We start from the raw sequence: 18,592 nt of genomic DNA, 5'->3' as shown, positions 1-18,592 counted from the left end.
CCTTAGCAGGCCTTGGCTGTGGCTTATAAAACCGCGAGGGGTGATCCAGCCGCGAAGGGCCTCGCGGCTGCCTGTTGCATTGCCGGGCGCATAAGGAGATGCGCCGGCAGGCATCTGTTAAATCTTACGGACGCTTGATTTTGAACAGGCGGTCGTTGTAACTGACGATGAGGCTGTCGGACCGTATTTCCTTGAGCTCCAGCAGGTCCTTGATTCGCTGGCCGGGCGTATATTTGACCATGTCGATCATGACAAAACGTTCGGCAGGCTTCGGCGAATAGACAAAGACATTGATAGGCAAGCTTGGCAATTCGCGGCGGAATTCGGCAGGCAGTTCATTGAGGAAAGGCAGGTGATTTTTTGCCGGCAATGAGGCCGGTTGCTCGAGAGCGGTCATGACCGGCCCGGTTTTTTTGCCAGGCAATGATGCCGGTTTGTCAACCGCGTTATCAGCCGGTCCAGAGGCTTCAACCGGTCCGGCTTTTAGGCGAACCGGCTGCGGCGGCGCGGGCGCCGGTTTAACGGGCTCTGTCAGCGGTTTTTTAATGGCAGTTGCGGTTTTGGCCGGTATAACCCGGGCTTCGACGATTTCGGCAATGGACGGGAGTTTCGGTTCCGGCGGTCTTGCCTCGGGCTCACGCGGCGGCCTTATGTCAACCGGCGGCGCTAACGACGGCTTAACGGCAGACGCGTCGGGCTGGGGCTTTTGGGTAAACCAGAGAAAATAAGCCAGGATAAGCAGGTTGCTGATAATCAATGCGGCAATAAGCCGGGTAGCGCGTTGGGGCTGCCGCGGCTGCTGAGCGAGAATCCTGTTGGTGACCTTGTCAGGCTCGACGGCCTGCCGGTCCTGTTCTGATTTGCGCAGTGCATTTAAAATATAAGACATAACTTAGTCCTTGAATGTTAGGTGCGGCGAGTCTCCGGCGCCTGTGCTGTTGTCCAGGTGAATCAGGGTGCGGGCTCCCGCTATGCCGTCAGCGGTTAAATGATGCCGGCGTTGAAAATTAATCACTTGCGTTTTAAGCGTCTCGTCAAAGAACAGCGGTTCGTTGACGTTGATGTCGGTTCCCGCTATGGCGCTAAGCTGCTGGCGTAGCCAGAGCACATCGGTCGATGTCTGCCGCGGAATAATTTCCGTCATGTCCGGGCGCGGCGGTTGCCAAAGGATCAGGTAATAACCATCCCATAAATCCAGCACATCGGCTAGCGGGAACGTTAAATCATCGTTGAAACGGATGACGGGGTGCCCGCCTTGAATGCCGGTCAGCAACGCATAGCGCTTTTCCTCGGTGGCTGATGAAAACTCCAAAATAGCGGGACGGTCAAGTTCCAGCATGTCTTTCCAGTTGGTCTTGTCGAACAGACAACGAAGGCCCACCGTTTTCATGTAATTACAGTCGGCCCGGTTATCGGCCGGCAGGGCTTTTTTCCAGGTTTTGAGCGCCTGAAGCATGGCGGTGTTCAGCGTCCGCGCCGGATCGTCAAGCCAGTCGCCAAGGGTTTTGACCGCCTCGGCTTTCGGCGCGGCAACTTCCGGTGCGGGAAGCGGTTGCGGGGAAGTCTCGAGCGGTTTTGCATCTGCTTCCGGAAATTGGCCCGACAATATGAGCTTGGCTTGATGGCCGGCCGGCGGATGCTGGTTCAAAAAATAAATGCCGGCGGCGAAGCCGCCGAGCAACATCGCAGCCATCGCTGTGTTAAGTCGGCGGCGGGAACTGTCCAGCCCCAATGTTTCCCGAGCCGCCTGGGTGATGATGCCGGGGGAAATGACGTGGGCATTCGTCGCATAGGCGCCGAGCAAGGCGCGATCGCAAAGAATATTGATGAGTCTGGGGATGCCCAGGGAAAATTGATAAATCTTGCGAATGGCACGGTCATTAAAGAGACCGAGGTTGCCATTACAGACCGTCAGGCGATGGTGAATATAGGCCCGTGTTTCCTCAAGGGACAGCGGCAGCAGATGATAACGGGCGGTTATCCGCTGATTGAGCTGACGCAAGTCCTGACGGTTCAGCAACTGTTTCAGCTCAGGCTGGCCGACCAGAATGATTTGCAGCAGCTTTGCCTTGCTGGTTTCCAGATTGGTCAGCAGCCGGATTTGTTCCAGCACTTCCATGCTCAGGTTCTGGGCTTCATCGATCAGTAGCACGGTGCGCCTGCCGTTGGCATAGGCCGTGAGCAGATATTGGTTTATCCTGTCGATGAACGTCTTCAGCGATTGCTGCTTTCTGTCATAAACAATGCTTAACTCATCACAGAGTGTAGCCAATAATTCGACGGCATTGAGCTTTGGGTTTAATATCAAGGCAATATCGACATTGACGGGCAATTGCTGCAGCAGGCAGCGGCACAGCGTGGTCTTGCCGGTGCCGACTTCGCCGGTCAGGGCAACGAAGCCGCCGCCCACGTTAATGCCGTATAGCAGATGCGCCAAGCCCTCCTGATGGCGGGCACTCATATACATGAAGTGCGGATCAGGCGCTATCGAAAACGGTAATTCGCTGAAATGAAAATATTGCTGATACAAGGTTCTGACTTCTTAGGCAGTATAAAAAATATTTTAAGTTATTCTAACCCACAACTGAAAGAAGGTCTTAAACATGGGGCGATACGAGCAAACTAAAAGTAGAAGTAGCGGCATCATGATTTGGCTGGCGATTGCCTTGCTCATTGCGGCAGCCATGGGCTGGTTTTATTTCGAACTACAGGAAAGTGCTGAGCCCGATGGGCCGCAGCCGTTGGCGCTGCCGCCCATTGCCGAGAAAACGGCGGAAACGCAAAGCGCGCCGGCAGATGAGGCGGATACGCCCGCGCCCGGTGCGGAAATCGCACCGGAGATCATCGAGGAGCCTCAGCAGGAAGAAGGGTTTATCCTGCCTGATCTCGCTAATAGCGACGGGCGCATACGCGAGGAAATGATCAGGATTTCGCCGGGGCTTGCCGAATGGCTCAAGACCGACGGGCTGATCAAAAAATACGTCGTGATCGCCAATGATTTTTCGCAAGGCTTGCGGCTCGAGAAGCATATGCGTTTCCTTAAGCCGGCCCAGCGCTTTACCGCCGATGAGAATCTGTTTATGAGCCGGCAAAGTTATCAGCGCTATGACAAACTGGCGGCGGCCATCAATGCCATGGATGTGGAGGCGACACTGGCTGTTTACAAGAAATTCAGACCGCTGTTCGTGCAGGTCTTTACCGAGTTCGGCTATCCTGAAGGATACGACCTGGAAGATGTATTGGCCAAAGCAGGCGCGGAAATCCTGGCGGCGCCGGTCATAGAAGAGCCCATCGCTCTGGTAAAGCCGTCGGTACTTTATAAGTACGCCGATAGCGAGCTGGAAAACGCCAGCCCCGTGCACAAACAAATGCTGCGCATGGGACCGGACAACACGCGCCTGATTCAACAGAAAGTGCGCCAACTGGTCGAGGGGCTGGTTAATCTGAAAGACTGACTGCCACTAATATAGCGCTCAGTTATCCATGGATGATGGCATGGAACGCGGCCCTGCGTACCAGGTTTCACTTTGGTTGTTTTTCGTGGATTTATTCCATGCCTATTACTTAGTCCCGTGCGCGGCGCGGAATTTACTCCATTGCTCCTCATCGGTCGCTAACGGTTCCCGGGAGGTGTCATGATCAGGGGAGATAAGGCTGAGACGTATCGGCTCCGGTTCGCAGTCCTGAAGCCGAAACTGGCCGGTCAAATAATCCAGCGTACCGGCTATTTGCCCGAGTTGGTCGGCCAGCGCCGCGTTTTCCTCGACCAGCGCCGCGTTTTGCTGCAGGGTGCGGTCTATTTCCATGATCGCCCTGGACGATTCCTCGATGCCCTGGGCTTGCTCACCGGCGTTAGACGCAATCTCTTCCACCAGGGTCCCCACCTGCCCGATCTGCCCGCTGATGCGATTCATGGCTTCACCGGTGTGTTCGACTTTGTGCGTGCCTTCCAGAATTTTTAGGGTGCTTTGATCGATCAACAGCTTGATATCGGTGGCAGCCTCGGCGGATTGTTGCGCCAGCGCGCGCACCTCGCTGGCTACGACCGCAAAAGCCCGGCCGTGTTCGCCGGCGCTCGCGGCTTCCACGGCTGCATTCAACGCCAGCAGGTTGGATTGGAAGGCAATGCCATCGATTAAATCGGTAATGCCGGTAATTTGATTGCTGACGTCACGAATGGTGTGCATGGCGGCGATGGCATCCCGCATCGACTCGGCGCCGGCCTGGACCTCGTCACGGGCATCGAGTGTGATGACTTTCGACTGTTCAGCGCGGTCGGCCGCATCGCGCACCTGCGCGGTCAGTTCTTCCATTGCGGCCGTGGTTTGCTCCAGTGCGGAGGCCTGTTCCTGAATGCGTTGCGACAGGTCCTGATTGGCCGCGGCCACTTGTTGCGAGGACAGCGACACATCCGTGGAGCGTTCCTGCACTTGATGAAATGATGCCGACAGAGAGGCCAGCGCATGATTCAACGCATGCTTCAATTTCTCCAGATCACCCTGATGGTTGCCGGTAACCCGTTCGGTCAGGTCGCCAGCCGACAATGCCATCGTACAGTGCATGACATCATCGATGGCGGCATTGAGATTGCTCATGGCGGCATTGATGGCGTCCTTTAATTCCAGATAGATACCGGATACCGATGTTGTTACTCGCAGGTCGAACCGGCCTGCGGAAGCGCCTTGAAGCACCTCGTTGATTTGGGCGAACATGTGCTGCAGTGTCCGCATGGCGTCGGTTGCCTGCTCGACCGCCCGCTGCCATTCGCCCTGGAGTGTATGGGGCCGTATGGTCTGCAGGTCCAGCGATTTGCCTGCCTTCATGGCTTGCACGACCTGCGACAAGGTTTGAACGGACTGTTCGGCCTGCGCGAAAGAGGCATTCAAGCCGGTCGCCAGCTTGCCAATGTCGCCTGGCAAATCGGTCGCCATGCGCTGGCCGAACTGGCCGGCGGCAAAGCAATGCGCGACACGATGTGTTTCCAGGAAGGTCTTATGCAACTGATCCAGAAAACTGTTCAGCAGGCCGATAGCCTGACTGATCTCATCTCGCCCCTGAGCCTGCGCGCGGCTCGTGAAATCGCCAAACAGCGCATGTTGCAGGGCGGCGGTCATTTGCGCGGTGCTGCGAGTGATGCCGCGGATAATAATGAACGCCAGCAGGCTTGTGGCCAGGAGGCCAAACAGAACAATGGCTATGAACCAGTTACGCATGTTTTGGTAATTCTGCACCATGTTGTCGTAAGTGATTTTTGCCGCATCCAGCTGTGCCTCGATCAATTCGGCATATTTTTCGGTAACGGGATTGATGCTTGGCAGCAGGCGATAGTTGAGAAAGCCGGGTACGGCATCCCTGTCGCCGGTATCCAGGGTAGCCTTGAGCCTGTCCATTTCCTGCTGATTTTTGGCCAGTATCGGTTTGAGTTCGTTTATCAGTCGTTCTTCTTCGGCCACATGCCGCGTGCTTAGATAGGCTTGCCATTTCTCGGCAATGATTTGTTCGGCGTCGCGCACAGCCTGGCTGGCTTCCGGCAAGGAGATGGCGCCCTTGCTGGCCTTGCGCGTCGTTTCCAGGATATTGATCGCATACAGATCGGCGATGACTTTCAGGTCACGCAGCGGCACTATGCGGTCGTTGTAGAGGCTGTTCACGATCGCGACATTCCGCGCCATGCCGTGCAAGCCTTTCAGGGCAATAGCGGATGTCAGGATCAGAAAAAGGCTGACCAGCCAAATCAGGCGTGTGCCTATGCGGGCGTTGTTTAGCATGAGGCTGTTGTCTCCAGGGCGTTATTGTTATTTTGGCGGGAGTTTGCGTATGAGGCACGCATGACTGTCGGTTTTTGCGCAAGAAGTAAGATGGACCGGACTGATCAATCCCGGCCGGATTCCCTGCGGCTCTCCGGACAGAGTAATCCAGTCAAATCAGGGGCGTCCGCCTGCAGGGCAACCTCCGCTGTTCCTCGCAAGTATAAGAGCCTTCTATGACAAAAAGATGATGATTGCGTTACGGTTTTATGACAAAACGGTTTTGCATCCAGGATAATGCACAGTCTGTGTATAATGTTGGGGATTCCTGATCGGCATAAATCCCCATGTTCATCCTGCACAGCTCCAACAAAACCGAGAATCTGGTCGCGCATCTGACCGCCGTGATCGAAAACGCGCCGTTGACATCGCCTTTTGCCAGGGAAGTTTTTCTGATTCAAAGTCAGGGCATGGAGCGCTGGCTGTCGCAGCTGCTGGCGACTGAATTCAAGGTCTGGGGCAATTTCGATTTTTTGTTTCCGAACCGTTTTTTCAGCTCGCTGGCGCAAAAGATCAACCTGTCGCTTAGCGATGCGGTATTCGAGCGTAACGTCATGCTCTGGCGGTTTGAAGCTCTGCTGCGACGTTTGGACGATGAGACTTACGGGAATGAATTCAAGGCGTTAAAACAGTACCTGACCGGGGAGAACCTCGCCGTCAAGCGCTATCAGCTGGCGCAGCAGTTGGCGCAGATCTTTGACCAGTACCAGATGATGCGGCCTGATATGCTGGAGCTCTGGCATCAGGGAAAACTGCTTTACGAGTCCGAAACGGAGCGCTGGCAACGGGCGCTCTGGCTGCTTGTGACCGAGCAGACCGGCGTCAGGCACCGCGGCTCGCTGTGGCTGGACGTGATCGAGCGTTTGAACAAGGCCGGGGAAGGCGCTTTCGGCGATGCCGTGCCCGAGCGCGTGTTCGTGTTCGGGGTCAACACCATGCCGCCTTTGTTCCTGGATTATCTGCAGGCATTGTCCAGGCAGTGCGACGTGCATTTTTTCCTGCTGAATCCGGCGCGGGAGTATTGGGCCGATATCGAAAGCAAGCGCCAGCGCGTAGCCTCGGAGACATTCACCGGGCACCCGTTGCTGTCGGCGCTGGGTCAGCAGGGTCGGGAGTTTCAGGACATGATTCTGGAACAGATGCAGTTCGATTTCGAGCCGGCCAGCTTTGAGCTTAACGAGGCGCGCACCAATCTGCAGCAGTTGCAGAACGATATTTTGAACAACGCACTGGAAAAGCGAGATCTGCAGAAAGACGATTCGATTCGCATCCATGCCTGCCATTCGCGCATGCGCGAGGTCGAGGTGCTGAGAAACGAACTGTTGCTGGCGTTGGAGCAGGACCCGTCGCTGGAACTGCGCGATATCGTGGTCATGGCGCCCGACATTCAAACTTATGAACCGTTTATCGCGGCCGTCTTCGACGACATCCAGCACGCCATCGCCGACCGCAGCCTGCGCGTAAGCAATAATGCGCTGGAAGCCTTTATCCGCTTCCTGAGTCTCAGCCAGAGCCGTTTCGGCTGGCAAAGCGTGCTGGACCTGCTGGAGCAGCCGGTGGTCTATCCGGGCTTCGGCCTGTCCGAGACCGATCTGGAGCTGGTCAAGCATTGGGTGCGCGCCACGGAAGTGCGCTGGGGCAAGTCGGCCGGGCACCGGCGGGAGCTGGGGCTGCCCGGGCTGGGCGGCAATACCTGGCAGGCGGCGCTGGACCGGTTGCTGATGGGCTATGCGGTCGGCAGCGATGACGATTTTATCGATGACGTGCTGCCTTACAGCGATATCGAGGGCTCATCGGCGCAGGCATTGGGCGGTCTGTGCGAATTCATGCAGCTGGCGTTCCAGGCCAGCACCGAACTGAAGCAGGCCAAAACGCTGAAAGCCTGGAGTTCGCAGCTTTATTACTATGCCGACCAGCTGCTGCAGGGCGCCGATCCGGTTGAGCGCCAGCAGCTTAACGAACTGCTGGTCGAATTGTCGGCCGACGCGGCGGCCGTCCACAATGACGATGTCGAGCTGCAGGTCATCATCAGCTGGCTGGAAGGCACGATTTCCGAGCGCAAATCCTCGCACGGTTTTTTGCGCGGCCAGTTGACGTTCTGCTCGATGCTGCCGATGCGCTCGATCCCTTTCAAGGTCATTGCGCTGCTGGGCATGAATGACGGCGAATTCCCCAAAGTCGACCGGGTTCCGACTTTCGACCTGCTCGGCCGGCATTTCCGCAAGGGCGACCGCTCGCGCCGGGCGGACGACCGCTATCAGTTTCTGGAAATCCTGCTGTCGACGCGCCAGCGCCTGATCATGACCTATGTCGGCCAGTCGATCAGCCAGAACGATGCCATTCCGCCGTCCGTCATCATCAGTGAACTGCTCGACGTGCTCGAGGACGGTTACGGGGTGCGCGGGCTGGTGACCCAGCATCCCTTGCAGCCCTTCAGCCCGCGTTATTTCGACGGCGCATCTGAGCTGTTCAGCTTTTCGGCGGCCGACTGCGCGACGGCCAAAGCCTTGTCGGCGGCCAGGCAGGAGCCGCAATTATGGTGGCAGGGCACTATTGAAGCCGAAGCCAGCGAGGTGATCGATCTGGGCGATCTGTTTGCCTTCTTCCAGCATCCGCAGCGCCATTTCCTGCGGCGGCAGCTGGATCTGCGCTTTGGCGGCATGGAGGCCAAGGCCGAAGAGCGGGAGCCGTTTGAGATCGACAGGATGGACGGCTACGCCATCCACCATGACTGGATACAGCAACAGTTAAGCGGCGCTTCCGTGTCGCTGAAAAAACTGCAGGCCCAGGGGCGCTGGCTGGCCGGCAGTCCGGGCGAGCTCGAGTTTGAACGGCAGCAAAAAATGATTGCCGAGTTCGTCAAACGCATCGAGCAGAAAAATCTGGGGCCGGCGCTGGACGATCTGCCCGTCGACATCAAAGTCGGCAATTATCGGCTGATCGGCAAGCTGGGCAACCGCTATCAGAACGGCAGCCTGTTCTATCGCTACGCCGATCTGAAAGGCAAGGATTTCATCAACGCCTGGCTGCACCATCTGATTATCAACCGTCTGGAGCCGCAGGCGACCTGTCTGCTCAGTAAAGACGAGGATCTGCTGTTTCTGCCCGAGCACTGCCAGCCCGAATACTTGCCCGAGCTGATAGAGATCTATCGTCTGGGCCAGCGGCAGCCCGATGCGTTCTTTGTCGAGCCGGCCCTGGCCTATGTCAGGCAGGCGCATAAGCTCAATACCGGCAGCCGCTCGGCCAAATCGGCGCTCGATATCGCCATGGAGCAGCTGGCAAGCGCTGTCGAGCAGCCGTATGAGCCGGAACTCAGGCGGCTTTACCGCAATGCCGAGGATATCGCGCAGGCATTGGGCGAGTCGTTCGAGCGGCAATGTCAGGCATTGCTGCAGGATGTCTGGGCATCGACACACGGCAACTGATTATTCAGGACAATGAACATGCATGATTTCAATCCGGTGCAAACCGAACTGCTCAAAGGCGTCAATCTGATAGAAGCCAGCGCCGGGACCGGCAAGACCTATGCCATTGCCATGTTGGTGCTGCGCTTTGTCGTCGAGCGGGACATGAAGATCGAAGAGTTGCTGGTCGTGACTTTTACCAAGGCGGCGACCGAAGAGCTCAAAGCCCGTGTGCGGGCCAGGCTGGCCGAAGCCAAACGGGTGCTGGACGGGCGTTTCGATGATGTGGACAGCAATGTGACGGCGTGGCTGGATGCTTTAGACATAGAGCCCGAGCTGGTCAGGCAGCGCCTGGAGCTGGCGCTGCTGAACATCGATCAGGCCGGCATCTTCACGATCCACGGTTTCTGCCAGCGTATCCTGAAAGAGCATGCGCTGGAAAGCGGGCAGTTGTTCGACGCCGAATTGACCAGCGATCTGGCCGACATCAAGCAAGCCTGCGCGGATGATTTCTGGCGCCGGCAGATCTACAACCGTTCCGCCTGGGAAGTCTCGGTACTGACTGCGGACTATAAAACGCCGCATGACCTGCTGGCCAGCGTCGATTTCATTCCGGCCCACGTTGACGTTTATCCGTCAAGCGTTTGTCTGGATAATCAATTGGCCGAATTGAAGCAGTTGACCGCGTCGGCCGGGGACGCGCTGGATGCCTGTGCGATATCGCTGAGAAACCGCTTTGCCGACGGCAAGTTCAAACCGAGCTACTGCGATGGCTTTGAACAGCATATCCAGGCGCTCGGCGATTGGCTGCACGGCAGGGCGGCGCAATTGCCCGATGCCGAGGCTTTGGCGGTTCTGACCAAGGACGGGCTCATGGAAGGGCTGGACGGCCGCAGGCTAAGGGGCGATAAGAAAGCCACCTATCTGGCCGAGCTGGCGATCGACACGGCGCCTTTCGATGCGCTGGTCGAGGCGCAGGGCGCTATTACCCTGACCTTGCGCCGGACCCTGCTGGAAACCTTGCACCTGGAACTGGACAAGCGGCTGAAACAGATGAACGTCATGTCCTTCGACGATCTGATCACGCGCCTGTCGGACGCCCTGCACGGCGACAAAGGCGAGCTGCTGATCGTCGAACTTCAGCAGCGCTTTAAAGTCGCGTTGATCGACGAGTTCCAGGATACCGATCAGAGCCAGTGGTTTATCTTCTCGTCGCTGTTCGCATCGCCTGACCATTACTTGTATCTGATCGGCGATCCCAAGCAGGCGATTTACAAGTTCCGTGGTGCCGATATTTATTCCTATCTGGCGGCGCAAAAACAGGCCCGGCATCAGTTTACCTTGGGAAAAAACTGGCGCTCGCATCCCGAACTGGTCGATGCCGTGAACACGCTGTTCAGGCGCGAGCGGGCATTTCTGCTCGAAGATCTGGCGTTTAATGCCGTCGAGGCGGCCGTTCCGGCGGCTGAGCGGACGTTATGTCTGGCCGACTGCGCGCTCGCGCCGATGGTGCTGTGGCAGTTGCCGCCCAGCGAGGCCAAGTCAGGTTACTGGAGCGCCGGCAAGGCCGCCGACGAGATCAGAATCGCGGTCATCAATGAAATTCTGCAATTGCTGAGCGGCGATTATACGCTGGCCAGAAAGATCAATGACGATGTGGTAGCCGGCAAGCTTGAACCCAGGGATATCGCGATTCTGGTGCGGACCAATACGCAGGCCCGCGACTACCAGACAGCATTGCGCAATGCGGGCGTGCCGTCGGTACTGAACAGCACCGAGTCGGTTTTTGCCTCGCAGGAAGCCCTGGATTTGTATGCGTTGCTGCAGGCCGTGGCGCATCCGGGCGAAATTACGCTGCTGAAACAGGCGCTGGCCCTGAGCTGGTTCGGTCTGGACGGCCGGGCGCTTTACGAGCTGATCAACAGCGAGACGGAGCTGGATGCGCGCATGGCGCGGTTTCTGGGCTATTACCAGGACTGGCAGCAAAAAGGGCTGATGGTCATGATGCAGCACTTGCTGGCGCAGGAGGGCATCCGGACGCATCTGTCCGCCACGGTCATGGCCGAAAGACGCCTGACCAATTTGCATCATCTGATCGAGCTGGTGCAGCAGGCCGCCGTCGACGAGCATCTGGGCATCAATAAAACCCTGGACTGGCTACAGGCGGCCGTTATCAGGGCCGAGCAGGATAAAAGCAGCGCCGACGACCAGCAGTTGCGGCTCGAAAGCGACGAGGAGGCGGTCAAGATCATTACGATGCACCGCTCCAAGGGGCTGGAGTACTCGGTCATTTTCTGCCCCTATCTGTGGCAGCGCAGCGGCCGGTTGAACAGCGAAAAGCAGCTGATCAAATGCCATGACGACGGCCGGGTGATCGTCGATCTGGGCTCGAAGGATTTCGAACGTCGCAGGAAGCTGGCGCAGGCCGAAGAGTTGGCCGAGGATCTGCGCGTATTTTACGTGGCCGTGACGCGGGCCAAATCGCGCTGTTATATCGCCTGGGCCGATGTCAGGAGCGAGAAGGCCGCCAATGATTCGGCCATGGCCTGGCTGCTGGGTTTTGAAGAGGCCGATTTTGCCGCGCAGCAAGCGATATTCGAGGCGCTATGCCAATCGGACTCGTTTGAATACCGGCTGCTGGAGTTGCCATGCCTGGTAAGCGGCAGTTATCAGCACCAGCTGGCGCCGCACGATCTGCTCCCCAAAAAGCGCAAACGATCGTTATACACGAACTGGCAGATGAGCAGCTACACGGCCTTATCCAGCTTAAGCCTGCACGATGCGCCCGAGTTGCCCGAAGACAAGGCCGGCGAGATGCAGCGGCAGGAGTCCGAACAGGAAAAGCTGACGCTGCCGCGCGGCGCGCATACCGGCAATGTCGTGCACGAACTGCTGGAGCATGTGGCGTTTGCCGACCTGGCCCGGGGCAAGGATATCTCGAAACTGCGCAATCAGGCCTGTCAGCGCTATGGTCTCAGGCTGGAAACGCCGGAGCTTATTGACGAGTTGTTACAAACTGTTGTTATGACGCCGCTGTCCGATACGGATCGGTCTTTCCGCCTGATGAACCTGAAAGAAAGCCGCTGCCTGAAGGAGATGCCGTTCTACCTGGCGATGCGGCTGATCGATGCCAGCCAGATCAACAGGATTCTACTCGATACGCCGGTTTTTCAGCCATTGAGCGGCAAGCAGATGTGCGGCTATCTGACCGGTTTTATCGACCTGGTCTGCGAGCATGACGGCCTTTATTACATCATGGATTATAAGACCAACAGCCTTGCCGATTATGAAAATGAAACCTTGGCCCAGGCCATGCGCGAGCATAACTACGGCCTGCAATACTGGATTTATACCGTAGTGCTGCATCGCTATCTGCAAAAACGCCTGCCGGATTACCGCTATGAACGCCATTTCGGCGGCGTGCGCTACCTGTTCGTGCGCGGCATGCGGCCGGATCTGGCCTTGAGCGGGGTTTATCAGGACCGGCCGGATCTGGCCAAGGTCGAAGCATTGGCCGCGTTATTCGGAGGATAAAATGCAGGATCAGGAAAGAGTCTATAGCCGGTTGGATGTTGCGTTTGCCCGTTTTCTGGGGCAGCGTTGCAATCTCAGCGCCGAGGAAAAGCCGCTGTTTGAAAGCCTGGTCAAGCTGTTGTCCAATGAGCAAAACCAGGGCCACAGCTGCATTCAGCTGGCAGAGAAAGACTGCGCATTGGTGCTGGCTTCGGGGTTGGCGGCTATACCAGGCCAGATTTTCGGGCTGTTGCCTCTGGTGCTTGAGCAGAACCGCCTGTATCTGCACCGTTATTGGGATTATGAGAGTCGTTTGGCGAGGCAGATCCAGGCGATGATACAGGTAAATCCCTCTGTAGAAGGGCTTGAGGCCGCGTTGGACCGTTATTTTCCGCCACTATCCGATGAGATCGACTGGCAACGAGAGGCCGCCAGGATGGCGCTTACGCGGGGATTGAGCATTATTACCGGCGGTCCCGGTACGGGCAAGACGACAACGGTGGTCAGGATTCTGGCATTGATGCAGGAACTGGCCTCAGAGCCGCTGCATATCGCCCTGGCGGCGCCGACCGGTAAGGCGGCCATGCGTCTGCAGGAGTCAATAGGCAGTAACAAAGCATCGCTGCCATGTGCAGATTCCATAAAGCAGCTCATCCCGGAAAAAGTGACAACGCTGCACCGCCTGCTGGGCGCCATGCCGCCGTCGCCGTATTTTCGCCATAATGCCGACAAGCCCTTGGTTCACGATCTGGTCGTGGTCGATGAGGCGTCTATGGTCGATCTGGCGCTGATGAGCAAACTGGTCGATGCTTTGAAACCCGGCGCCGGCCTGATTCTGCTTGGCGACAAGGATCAGCTCGCTTCGGTCGAATCGGGGGCCGTGTTGGCCGATTTGACGACGATTTTGCCGGACTGCACGCTGGAGTTGAAGAAATCGCACCGGTTTGATGAGAATATAAAGAAGCTGGCGGTCGCCGTGAATCGGCAGCAGGCCGATATTGCCTGGCAGATGTTGCTGGGCGGAGATAAAAATATAATGCTGCTGGAGCAGGACCTGATCGATTATGTGGCCGGGCAGCAGGCCGACTATCTGAGGATGATCAGGGTGGCTGCGCCCTTTGACGAGATCTATCGCGCCTTCAGTCGCTTTCAGGTGCTATGCGCCAACCGGCGTGGCAAAAACAGTGTCGCCGATATCAATCATCTGGTCGAGCAAACACTCGTTGCGCAAAAGCTGATCAGTGTGTCCGGGCGTTGGTATGTCGGCCGGCCGGTGATGGTTACGCAAAACAATCCGGCCTTGCAGCTTTACAATGGCGATATCGGCCTCTGTCTGCCCGATAACGAGCAGAACGGCAAACTGATGGTATTTTTTCAGCGGGCCGACGGCAGCGTCAAAAAATATTTGCCCGCACGTGTGCCGCATTGCGAGACCGTATTCGCGATGACGATACACAAAAGCCAGGGTTCGGAATTCGAGGAGGTGCTGATTGCCTTGCCCGATGCGGTTAATCCGGTGCTGACAAAGGAATTGCTTTACACGGCCATAACCCGGGCCAGAAAAACCGTCAAGCTGGTCGCTGATGAGGCCGTGTTTGTTGCGACGGTCGGGCGGCGGGTCGAGCGCATTACCGGTCTGGCCGATAAATTCAAATCGGGGGCATAAAGCCGGAAAAAACGCAGGCGCTTGATCTGTGAGGGTGATCAGGCGCAGCTCAGCGAATATCTGTAAATTTAGTAATTCCGTTGAACGGAAAATTTAGCCAACTGGGTCAATGCGTCTTTGTACTCGGAATCGGGCAGAACATTTAACGCATCGATGGCTTTTTGCGCCTCTTCATCAGCGCGCCGCTCGGTATAGTCAATCGCTTTAGTGCTCTGCACGACGGCATAGACTTCATTGAAAGCATCGCGATCGCCATTTTTAACGGCATTGATCACGATGCCGGCTTCTTCGTCATTGCCGTGCTGAATGGCGTAAATCAACGGTAAAGTCGGCTTGCCTTCGGCCAGGTCGTCGCCGAGATTTTTGCCTAATTCTTCCTGATTGGCTTTGTAATCCAAGGCGTCGTCGATGAGCTGGAAAGCAATGCCGAGATGCTGGCCGTACAGTGCCAGGCCTTCCTCCACTTCCGTGGAAGCGTTGGAGAGGACGGCGCCCAGGCGGGTTGCGGCACTGAACAGAATCGCTGTTTTCCTGGCGATGACTTCAAGGTATTTTTCTTCCGTGGTTTCCGGATTGTTGCAGTTCAAGAGTTGCAGAACCTCGCCTTCGGCAATGGCGGTCGTGGTTTTGGACAGAATTTCCATGACTCGCATGTTGCCGGTGCGCACCATCATTTCGAATGCGCTGGAGTAGAGATAATCGCCGACCAGTACGCTGGCGGCATTGCCCCAGACCGCATTGGCGGATTCCTTGCCGCGCCTGCGGTCCGAATCATCAACCACGTCATCATGTAGTAAGGTGGCGGTATGGATGAATTCAATGACGGCGGCGAGCACCAGATGATTGTTATTGGCGCCGCCCAAGGCTTTGGCGGCAAGCAGCAAGAGCATCGGACGCAATCTTTTGCCGCCGTTGCCGATAATATAATGGCCGACCTGGTTGATCAGGATAACATCGGAACTTAACTCGTTAATGATGAGTTGATCCACCGCCTTGGCTTCAGTGATGGTTAAATTCTTGATCGAATTAAAATCAATGGGCGCGGATGCGTTCGCTGTCGATTGTGATGCCATTATTAGTGCTGCGTGTCTAGGATTAGGTTATCTTTCATGATGTTAGCTATGAAATACAAAGCCGTTGGATTATTATAGCTTAATAAAGAGTTAATCATCCATGCTATTGAATAAACTATATTGGTGTCAATAGCTTTCTTGTGTTATTTTATTCGGATGTGTATGGGTCGGTCGATTTAAATTTGACTTGACTTGGTTTTAAAAATAAAATTGTCTGTTCACTTTAAACAGATTAATGCTTGATGGAGCTTGCGCAGATGTATGCGGTAATTCAAACAGGTGGTAAACAGTACCGAGTCGAAGAAGGTACGACCTTAAAAATAGAAAAACTTGAGCTTGGAACAGGCGACAGCATTGAATTCGATAAAGTGCTGATGGTTCAGTCGGGCGGTGATGTTAAAGTCGGCCTGCCTTTCATCGAAGGCGGCAAGGTGACTGCGACCGTTTTATCTCAAGGTCGGCATAAAAAAGTCAAAATTATTAAATTCAGAAGACGCAAGCACCATATGAAACAAATGGGGCATCGTCAATACTATACAGAAGTCCAGATTACTGGTATTTCTGCTTAATAATAGGGGTTACAGATGGCTCATAAGAAAGCTGGTGGTAGTACGCGTAACGGACGCGACTCTAATGCGAAAAGATTGGGTGTTAAGCGTTTCGGCGGACAGGTTGTGACAGCGGGAAATATTATCGTTCGTCAACGTGGAACACATTTTCATGCAGGTGACAATGTTGGTTGCGGAAAAGATCATACATTGTTTGCAACAGCTGACGGCAAAGTGGTTTTTCAGGTTAAAGGTCCTAAAGGCCGTAAATTTGTCAGTGTAGTTGCTGCGTAAAACTTACGGACCGCTTATGGCGGTAGTATGGTTGTCTAAAAAAAGCTCCGCTCGTTAATAGTGGGGCTTTTTTTGTTTTTATCGGTAGGCTTTAAGTGCGGCGGCATATGATTTATGAGATTTGTTGATGAAGCGGAGATTCGCGTAGAAGCGGGTGATGGCGGTAATGGTGTGGTCGGTTTCCGTCGCGAGAAGTACATTCCTATGGGTGGTCCTGATGGGGGTGATGGCGGTGATGGCGGCAGCGTTTATCTGATCGCTGCCGAAAATGTAAACACCCTGGTTGATTTTCGCTATCACTCGGTGCATAGGGCGCAACGCGGGCAGAACGGCATGGCTCGTAATTGTACCGGTAAAAAAGGCGAGGACTGCTATGTGCCGGTGCCTTTGGGTACGCGTGTCTCCGATGCGGAAACGGGCGAGGAGATGGGTGATCTGACTGAGGTCGGTGAGACGCTGTTGGTGGCCAAGGGTGGTTTTCACGGTTTGGGCAACACGCGTTTCAAGAGCAGTGTCAACAGGGCTCCGCAGTATGCCAGCAAAGGCACGGAGGGTGAGCACCGCAGGCTGCATCTGGAGCTGACGCTGATTGCCGATGTCGGCTTGCTCGGTATGCCTAATGCAGGCAAGTCCAGTCTGATACGCGCGGTATCTTCAGCCCGGCCGAAAGTTGCTGATTATCCGTTTACCACGTTACATCCTAACCTCGGCGTAGTCAGGATCGATGATCTACGCAGTTTTGTTATTGCCGATATTCCGGGTGTGATTGAAGGGGCGGCTGAAGGCGCGGGGCTGGGGCTGCAGTTTCTCAAGCACTTGTCGCGCACTGGCCTGTTATTGCATCTGGTTGATGTTGAGCCTTATGAAAGCATGGATTCGCCGGTTGAGGCGGCGCGTAAAATTATTCGCGAGGTCGAGAAGTGGGGTGATGATCTCGCCAATAAGCCGCGCTGGTTGGTGCTGAATAAAGTGGATAGATTGCCTGGTGAGGAAGTGGATGAGCGTTGCAAGGCTATTGTTGACGAACTCGGCTGGTCGGGTCCGGTCTTCAGGGTCTCGGCAATCAATGGGGATGGTACTAGAGAATTGATGTTTGCCATCATGGATTTTTTGGATCGGCGGCGGGAAGAAAGTGAGCAGGACTGATTTTGCGAAAGCCAAACGAATTGTTGTAAAAATAGGCAGTTCTTTATTGACGGATGGCGGCCGGGGGCTTAATAAGTCGGCTATTGCGGCCTGGGTCGGGCAAATGGCCGCGGTAAGGCGTCAGTCAATTGAAGTGTTGCTGGTTTCTTCGGGGTCGGTGGCTGAAGGTATGTGTCGTTTGGGCTGGAGGGTAAGGCCTAAGACGCTGCATGAGTTGCAGGCGGCGGCATCGGTGGGTCAGATGGGATTGGTGCGCGTCTTTGATGATAATTTTCAGCAGCACGGTTTGCATGCGGCGCAGGTATTGCTGACTCATGATGATTTATCGGATCGGCAGCGCTACCTGAATGCCAGAAGTACATTATTGACGTTGATGAAAATGGGGGTGGTGCCGGTCATTAATGAAAATGACGCGGTGGCAACCGAAGAGATTCGTTTTGGCGATAACGATACGCTGGGTGCCTTGGTGGCGAATCTGGTGGAGGCGGATCTGTTGATTATTCTAACCGATCAGCAGGGGTTGTTTACGGCCGATCCAGGCTTGTATCCTGACGCGGAGTTGATTTCCGAGATTAGCGTCAATGATGGCCGGCTGGATGTGGTGGCTGGTGAAAGCCGTAGCGGCCTGGGTCGGGGGGGCATGTATACCAAGGTGCGTGCGGCGCGTCTGGCGTCCCGGTCGGGGGCGGCCACGGTGATTGCGGCCGGCGCCGTTGAGAATGTGATTACGGCTGTGCTTGCCGGTGCTGATCTGGGGACGCATTTGTTGCCGGATATCGAGCCTTTGGTGGCGAGAAAGCGCTGGCTAGCCGGGCAGTTGCAGGTGAAAGGGCAATTGGTTCTGGACGCGGGTGCGGTCAAGGTGTTAACAAGTGACGGCAAAAGCCTGCTGGCGGTCGGTGTTAAATCGGTATCGGGCAGGTTTGAGCGTGGCGAGCTGGTTTCATGTGTCGATGAAAATGGCATGGAAATCGCTCGGGGGCTTGTTAATTACGGCAGGGCGGATGCGGAATTAATAGCGGGCAAGAGTAGTTCTGAATTTGAGCGTATCCTGGGTTATGCCGATGATTCGGAAATGATACACCGGGATAATATGGTGCTGCTGTAAAAAACAGGCAAATAAAAAGGCCGGACTCTA

12 protein-coding genes are annotated in these 18,592 nt (G+C 55.7%); 8 read left to right on the top strand and 4 right to left on the bottom strand.

What is annotated here, in order from left to right; all coding sequences use genetic code 11:
• Positions 1 to 124 precede the first annotated feature (124 nt).
• Together EK22_RS02930 and EK22_RS02925 are read right to left on the bottom strand one after the other, a co-directional pair.
• Positions 125 to 889, bottom strand: a complete 765-nt coding sequence (locus tag EK22_RS02930; protein WP_036247903.1) for a general secretion pathway protein GspB — start codon at positions 887 to 889, stop codon at positions 125 to 127.
• A gap of 3 nt (positions 890 to 892) precedes the next feature.
• Entirely contained in the window at positions 893 to 2,530 is a 1,638-nt protein-coding gene (locus EK22_RS02925) for an ExeA family protein (protein ID WP_036247900.1), read from the bottom strand.
• 115 nt (positions 2,531 to 2,645) lie between these two features.
• Here EK22_RS02925 and EK22_RS02920 point away from each other — a divergent pair, with 115 nt between their 5' ends.
• Complete coding sequence (locus tag EK22_RS02920; protein ID WP_020158224.1) at positions 2,646 to 3,455, top strand: DUF3014 domain-containing protein; 810 nt, start codon at positions 2,646 to 2,648, stop codon at positions 3,453 to 3,455.
• 105 nt (positions 3,456 to 3,560) lie between these two features.
• Here the strand turns inward: EK22_RS02920 and EK22_RS02915 are convergent, their stop codons facing one another.
• Positions 3,561 to 5,768, bottom strand: a complete 2,208-nt coding sequence (locus EK22_RS02915) for a HAMP domain-containing methyl-accepting chemotaxis protein (protein WP_036247896.1) — start codon at positions 5,766 to 5,768, stop codon at positions 3,561 to 3,563.
• A gap of 326 nt (positions 5,769 to 6,094) precedes the next feature.
• On the opposite strand from EK22_RS02915, the gene recC reads away from it, so the two are divergent.
• From recC to recD, 3 genes are read left to right on the top strand one after another with little or no spacing between them, the layout of a single operon-like run.
• A complete protein-coding gene (gene recC / locus EK22_RS02910) occupies positions 6,095 to 9,235 on the top strand; it encodes an exodeoxyribonuclease V subunit gamma (protein ID WP_036247894.1) in 3,141 nt (1,046 codons plus the stop codon).
• Between the two features lie 18 nt (positions 9,236 to 9,253).
• Positions 9,254 to 12,748, top strand: a complete 3,495-nt coding sequence (gene recB, locus EK22_RS02905; protein ID WP_081917745.1) for an exodeoxyribonuclease V subunit beta — start codon at positions 9,254 to 9,256, stop codon at positions 12,746 to 12,748.
• Position 12,749: 1 nt separating this feature from the next.
• On the top strand, positions 12,750 to 14,393 hold the full coding sequence (gene recD, locus EK22_RS02900) for an exodeoxyribonuclease V subunit alpha (RefSeq protein WP_036247888.1): 1,644 nt from the start codon (positions 12,750 to 12,752) through the stop codon (positions 14,391 to 14,393).
• A gap of 68 nt (positions 14,394 to 14,461) precedes the next feature.
• Here the strand turns inward: recD and ispB are convergent, their stop codons facing one another.
• Positions 14,462 to 15,466 carry an octaprenyl diphosphate synthase gene (gene ispB, locus EK22_RS02895; RefSeq protein WP_020158219.1) on the bottom strand — a complete coding sequence of 335 codons (1,005 nt, stop codon included), beginning with the start codon at positions 15,464 to 15,466 and terminating at the stop codon, positions 14,462 to 14,464.
• A 257-nt stretch (positions 15,467 to 15,723) separates the two neighbouring features.
• Here ispB and rplU point away from each other — a divergent pair, with 257 nt between their 5' ends.
• From rplU to proB, 4 genes are all read left to right on the top strand, one after another.
• On the top strand, positions 15,724 to 16,035 hold the full coding sequence (gene rplU / locus EK22_RS02890) for a 50S ribosomal protein L21 (protein WP_027147086.1): 312 nt from the start codon (positions 15,724 to 15,726) through the stop codon (positions 16,033 to 16,035).
• 15 nt (positions 16,036 to 16,050) lie between these two features.
• Entirely contained in the window at positions 16,051 to 16,308 is a 258-nt protein-coding gene (rpmA, locus tag EK22_RS23475; RefSeq protein ID WP_081917739.1) for a 50S ribosomal protein L27, read from the top strand.
• Positions 16,309 to 16,422: 114 nt separating this feature from the next.
• Positions 16,423 to 17,454, top strand: coding sequence for an Obg family GTPase CgtA (gene cgtA, locus EK22_RS02885; RefSeq protein WP_036247885.1), 1,032 nt, complete (start codon positions 16,423 to 16,425; stop codon positions 17,452 to 17,454).
• The gene (proB, locus tag EK22_RS02880; RefSeq protein WP_036247883.1) at positions 17,441 to 18,562 is read left to right on the top strand and encodes a glutamate 5-kinase; all 1,122 of its coding nucleotides are present in this window, start codon (positions 17,441 to 17,443) and stop codon (positions 18,560 to 18,562) included. Before cgtA ends, proB begins: the two co-directional genes overlap by 14 nt.
• Positions 18,563 to 18,592: the final 30 nt, after the last annotated feature.

It is taken from the genome of Methylobacter sp. BBA5.1 (genome assembly GCF_000746145.1).
Taxonomy (GTDB): domain Bacteria; phylum Pseudomonadota; class Gammaproteobacteria; order Methylococcales; family Methylomonadaceae; genus Methylobacter; species Methylobacter marinus.
The sequence above is the reverse complement of the archived record's forward strand: the minus strand, read 5'-3'. Positions and strand labels throughout refer to the sequence as shown.

Coding starts and splice junctions, on each gene's coding strand:
- rplU (WP_027147086.1), top strand. CDS start 15,724: ATGTATGCGGTAATTCAAACAGGTGGTAAACAGTACCGAGTCGAAGAA.
- cgtA (WP_036247885.1), top strand. CDS start 16,423: ATGAGATTTGTTGATGAAGCGGAGATTCGCGTAGAAGCGGGTGATGGC.
- ispB (WP_020158219.1), bottom strand. CDS start 15,466: ATGGCATCACAATCGACAGCGAACGCATCCGCGCCCATTGATTTTAAT.
- recC (WP_036247894.1), top strand. CDS start 6,095: ATGTTCATCCTGCACAGCTCCAACAAAACCGAGAATCTGGTCGCGCAT.
- recD (WP_036247888.1), top strand. CDS start 12,750: ATGCAGGATCAGGAAAGAGTCTATAGCCGGTTGGATGTTGCGTTTGCC.
- EK22_RS02920 (WP_020158224.1), top strand. CDS start 2,646: ATGATTTGGCTGGCGATTGCCTTGCTCATTGCGGCAGCCATGGGCTGG.
- EK22_RS02930 (WP_036247903.1), bottom strand. CDS start 889: ATGTCTTATATTTTAAATGCACTGCGCAAATCAGAACAGGACCGGCAG.
- EK22_RS02915 (WP_036247896.1), bottom strand. CDS start 5,768: ATGCTAAACAACGCCCGCATAGGCACACGCCTGATTTGGCTGGTCAGC.
- rpmA (WP_081917739.1), top strand. CDS start 16,051: ATGGCTCATAAGAAAGCTGGTGGTAGTACGCGTAACGGACGCGACTCT.
- recB (WP_081917745.1), top strand. CDS start 9,254: ATGCATGATTTCAATCCGGTGCAAACCGAACTGCTCAAAGGCGTCAAT.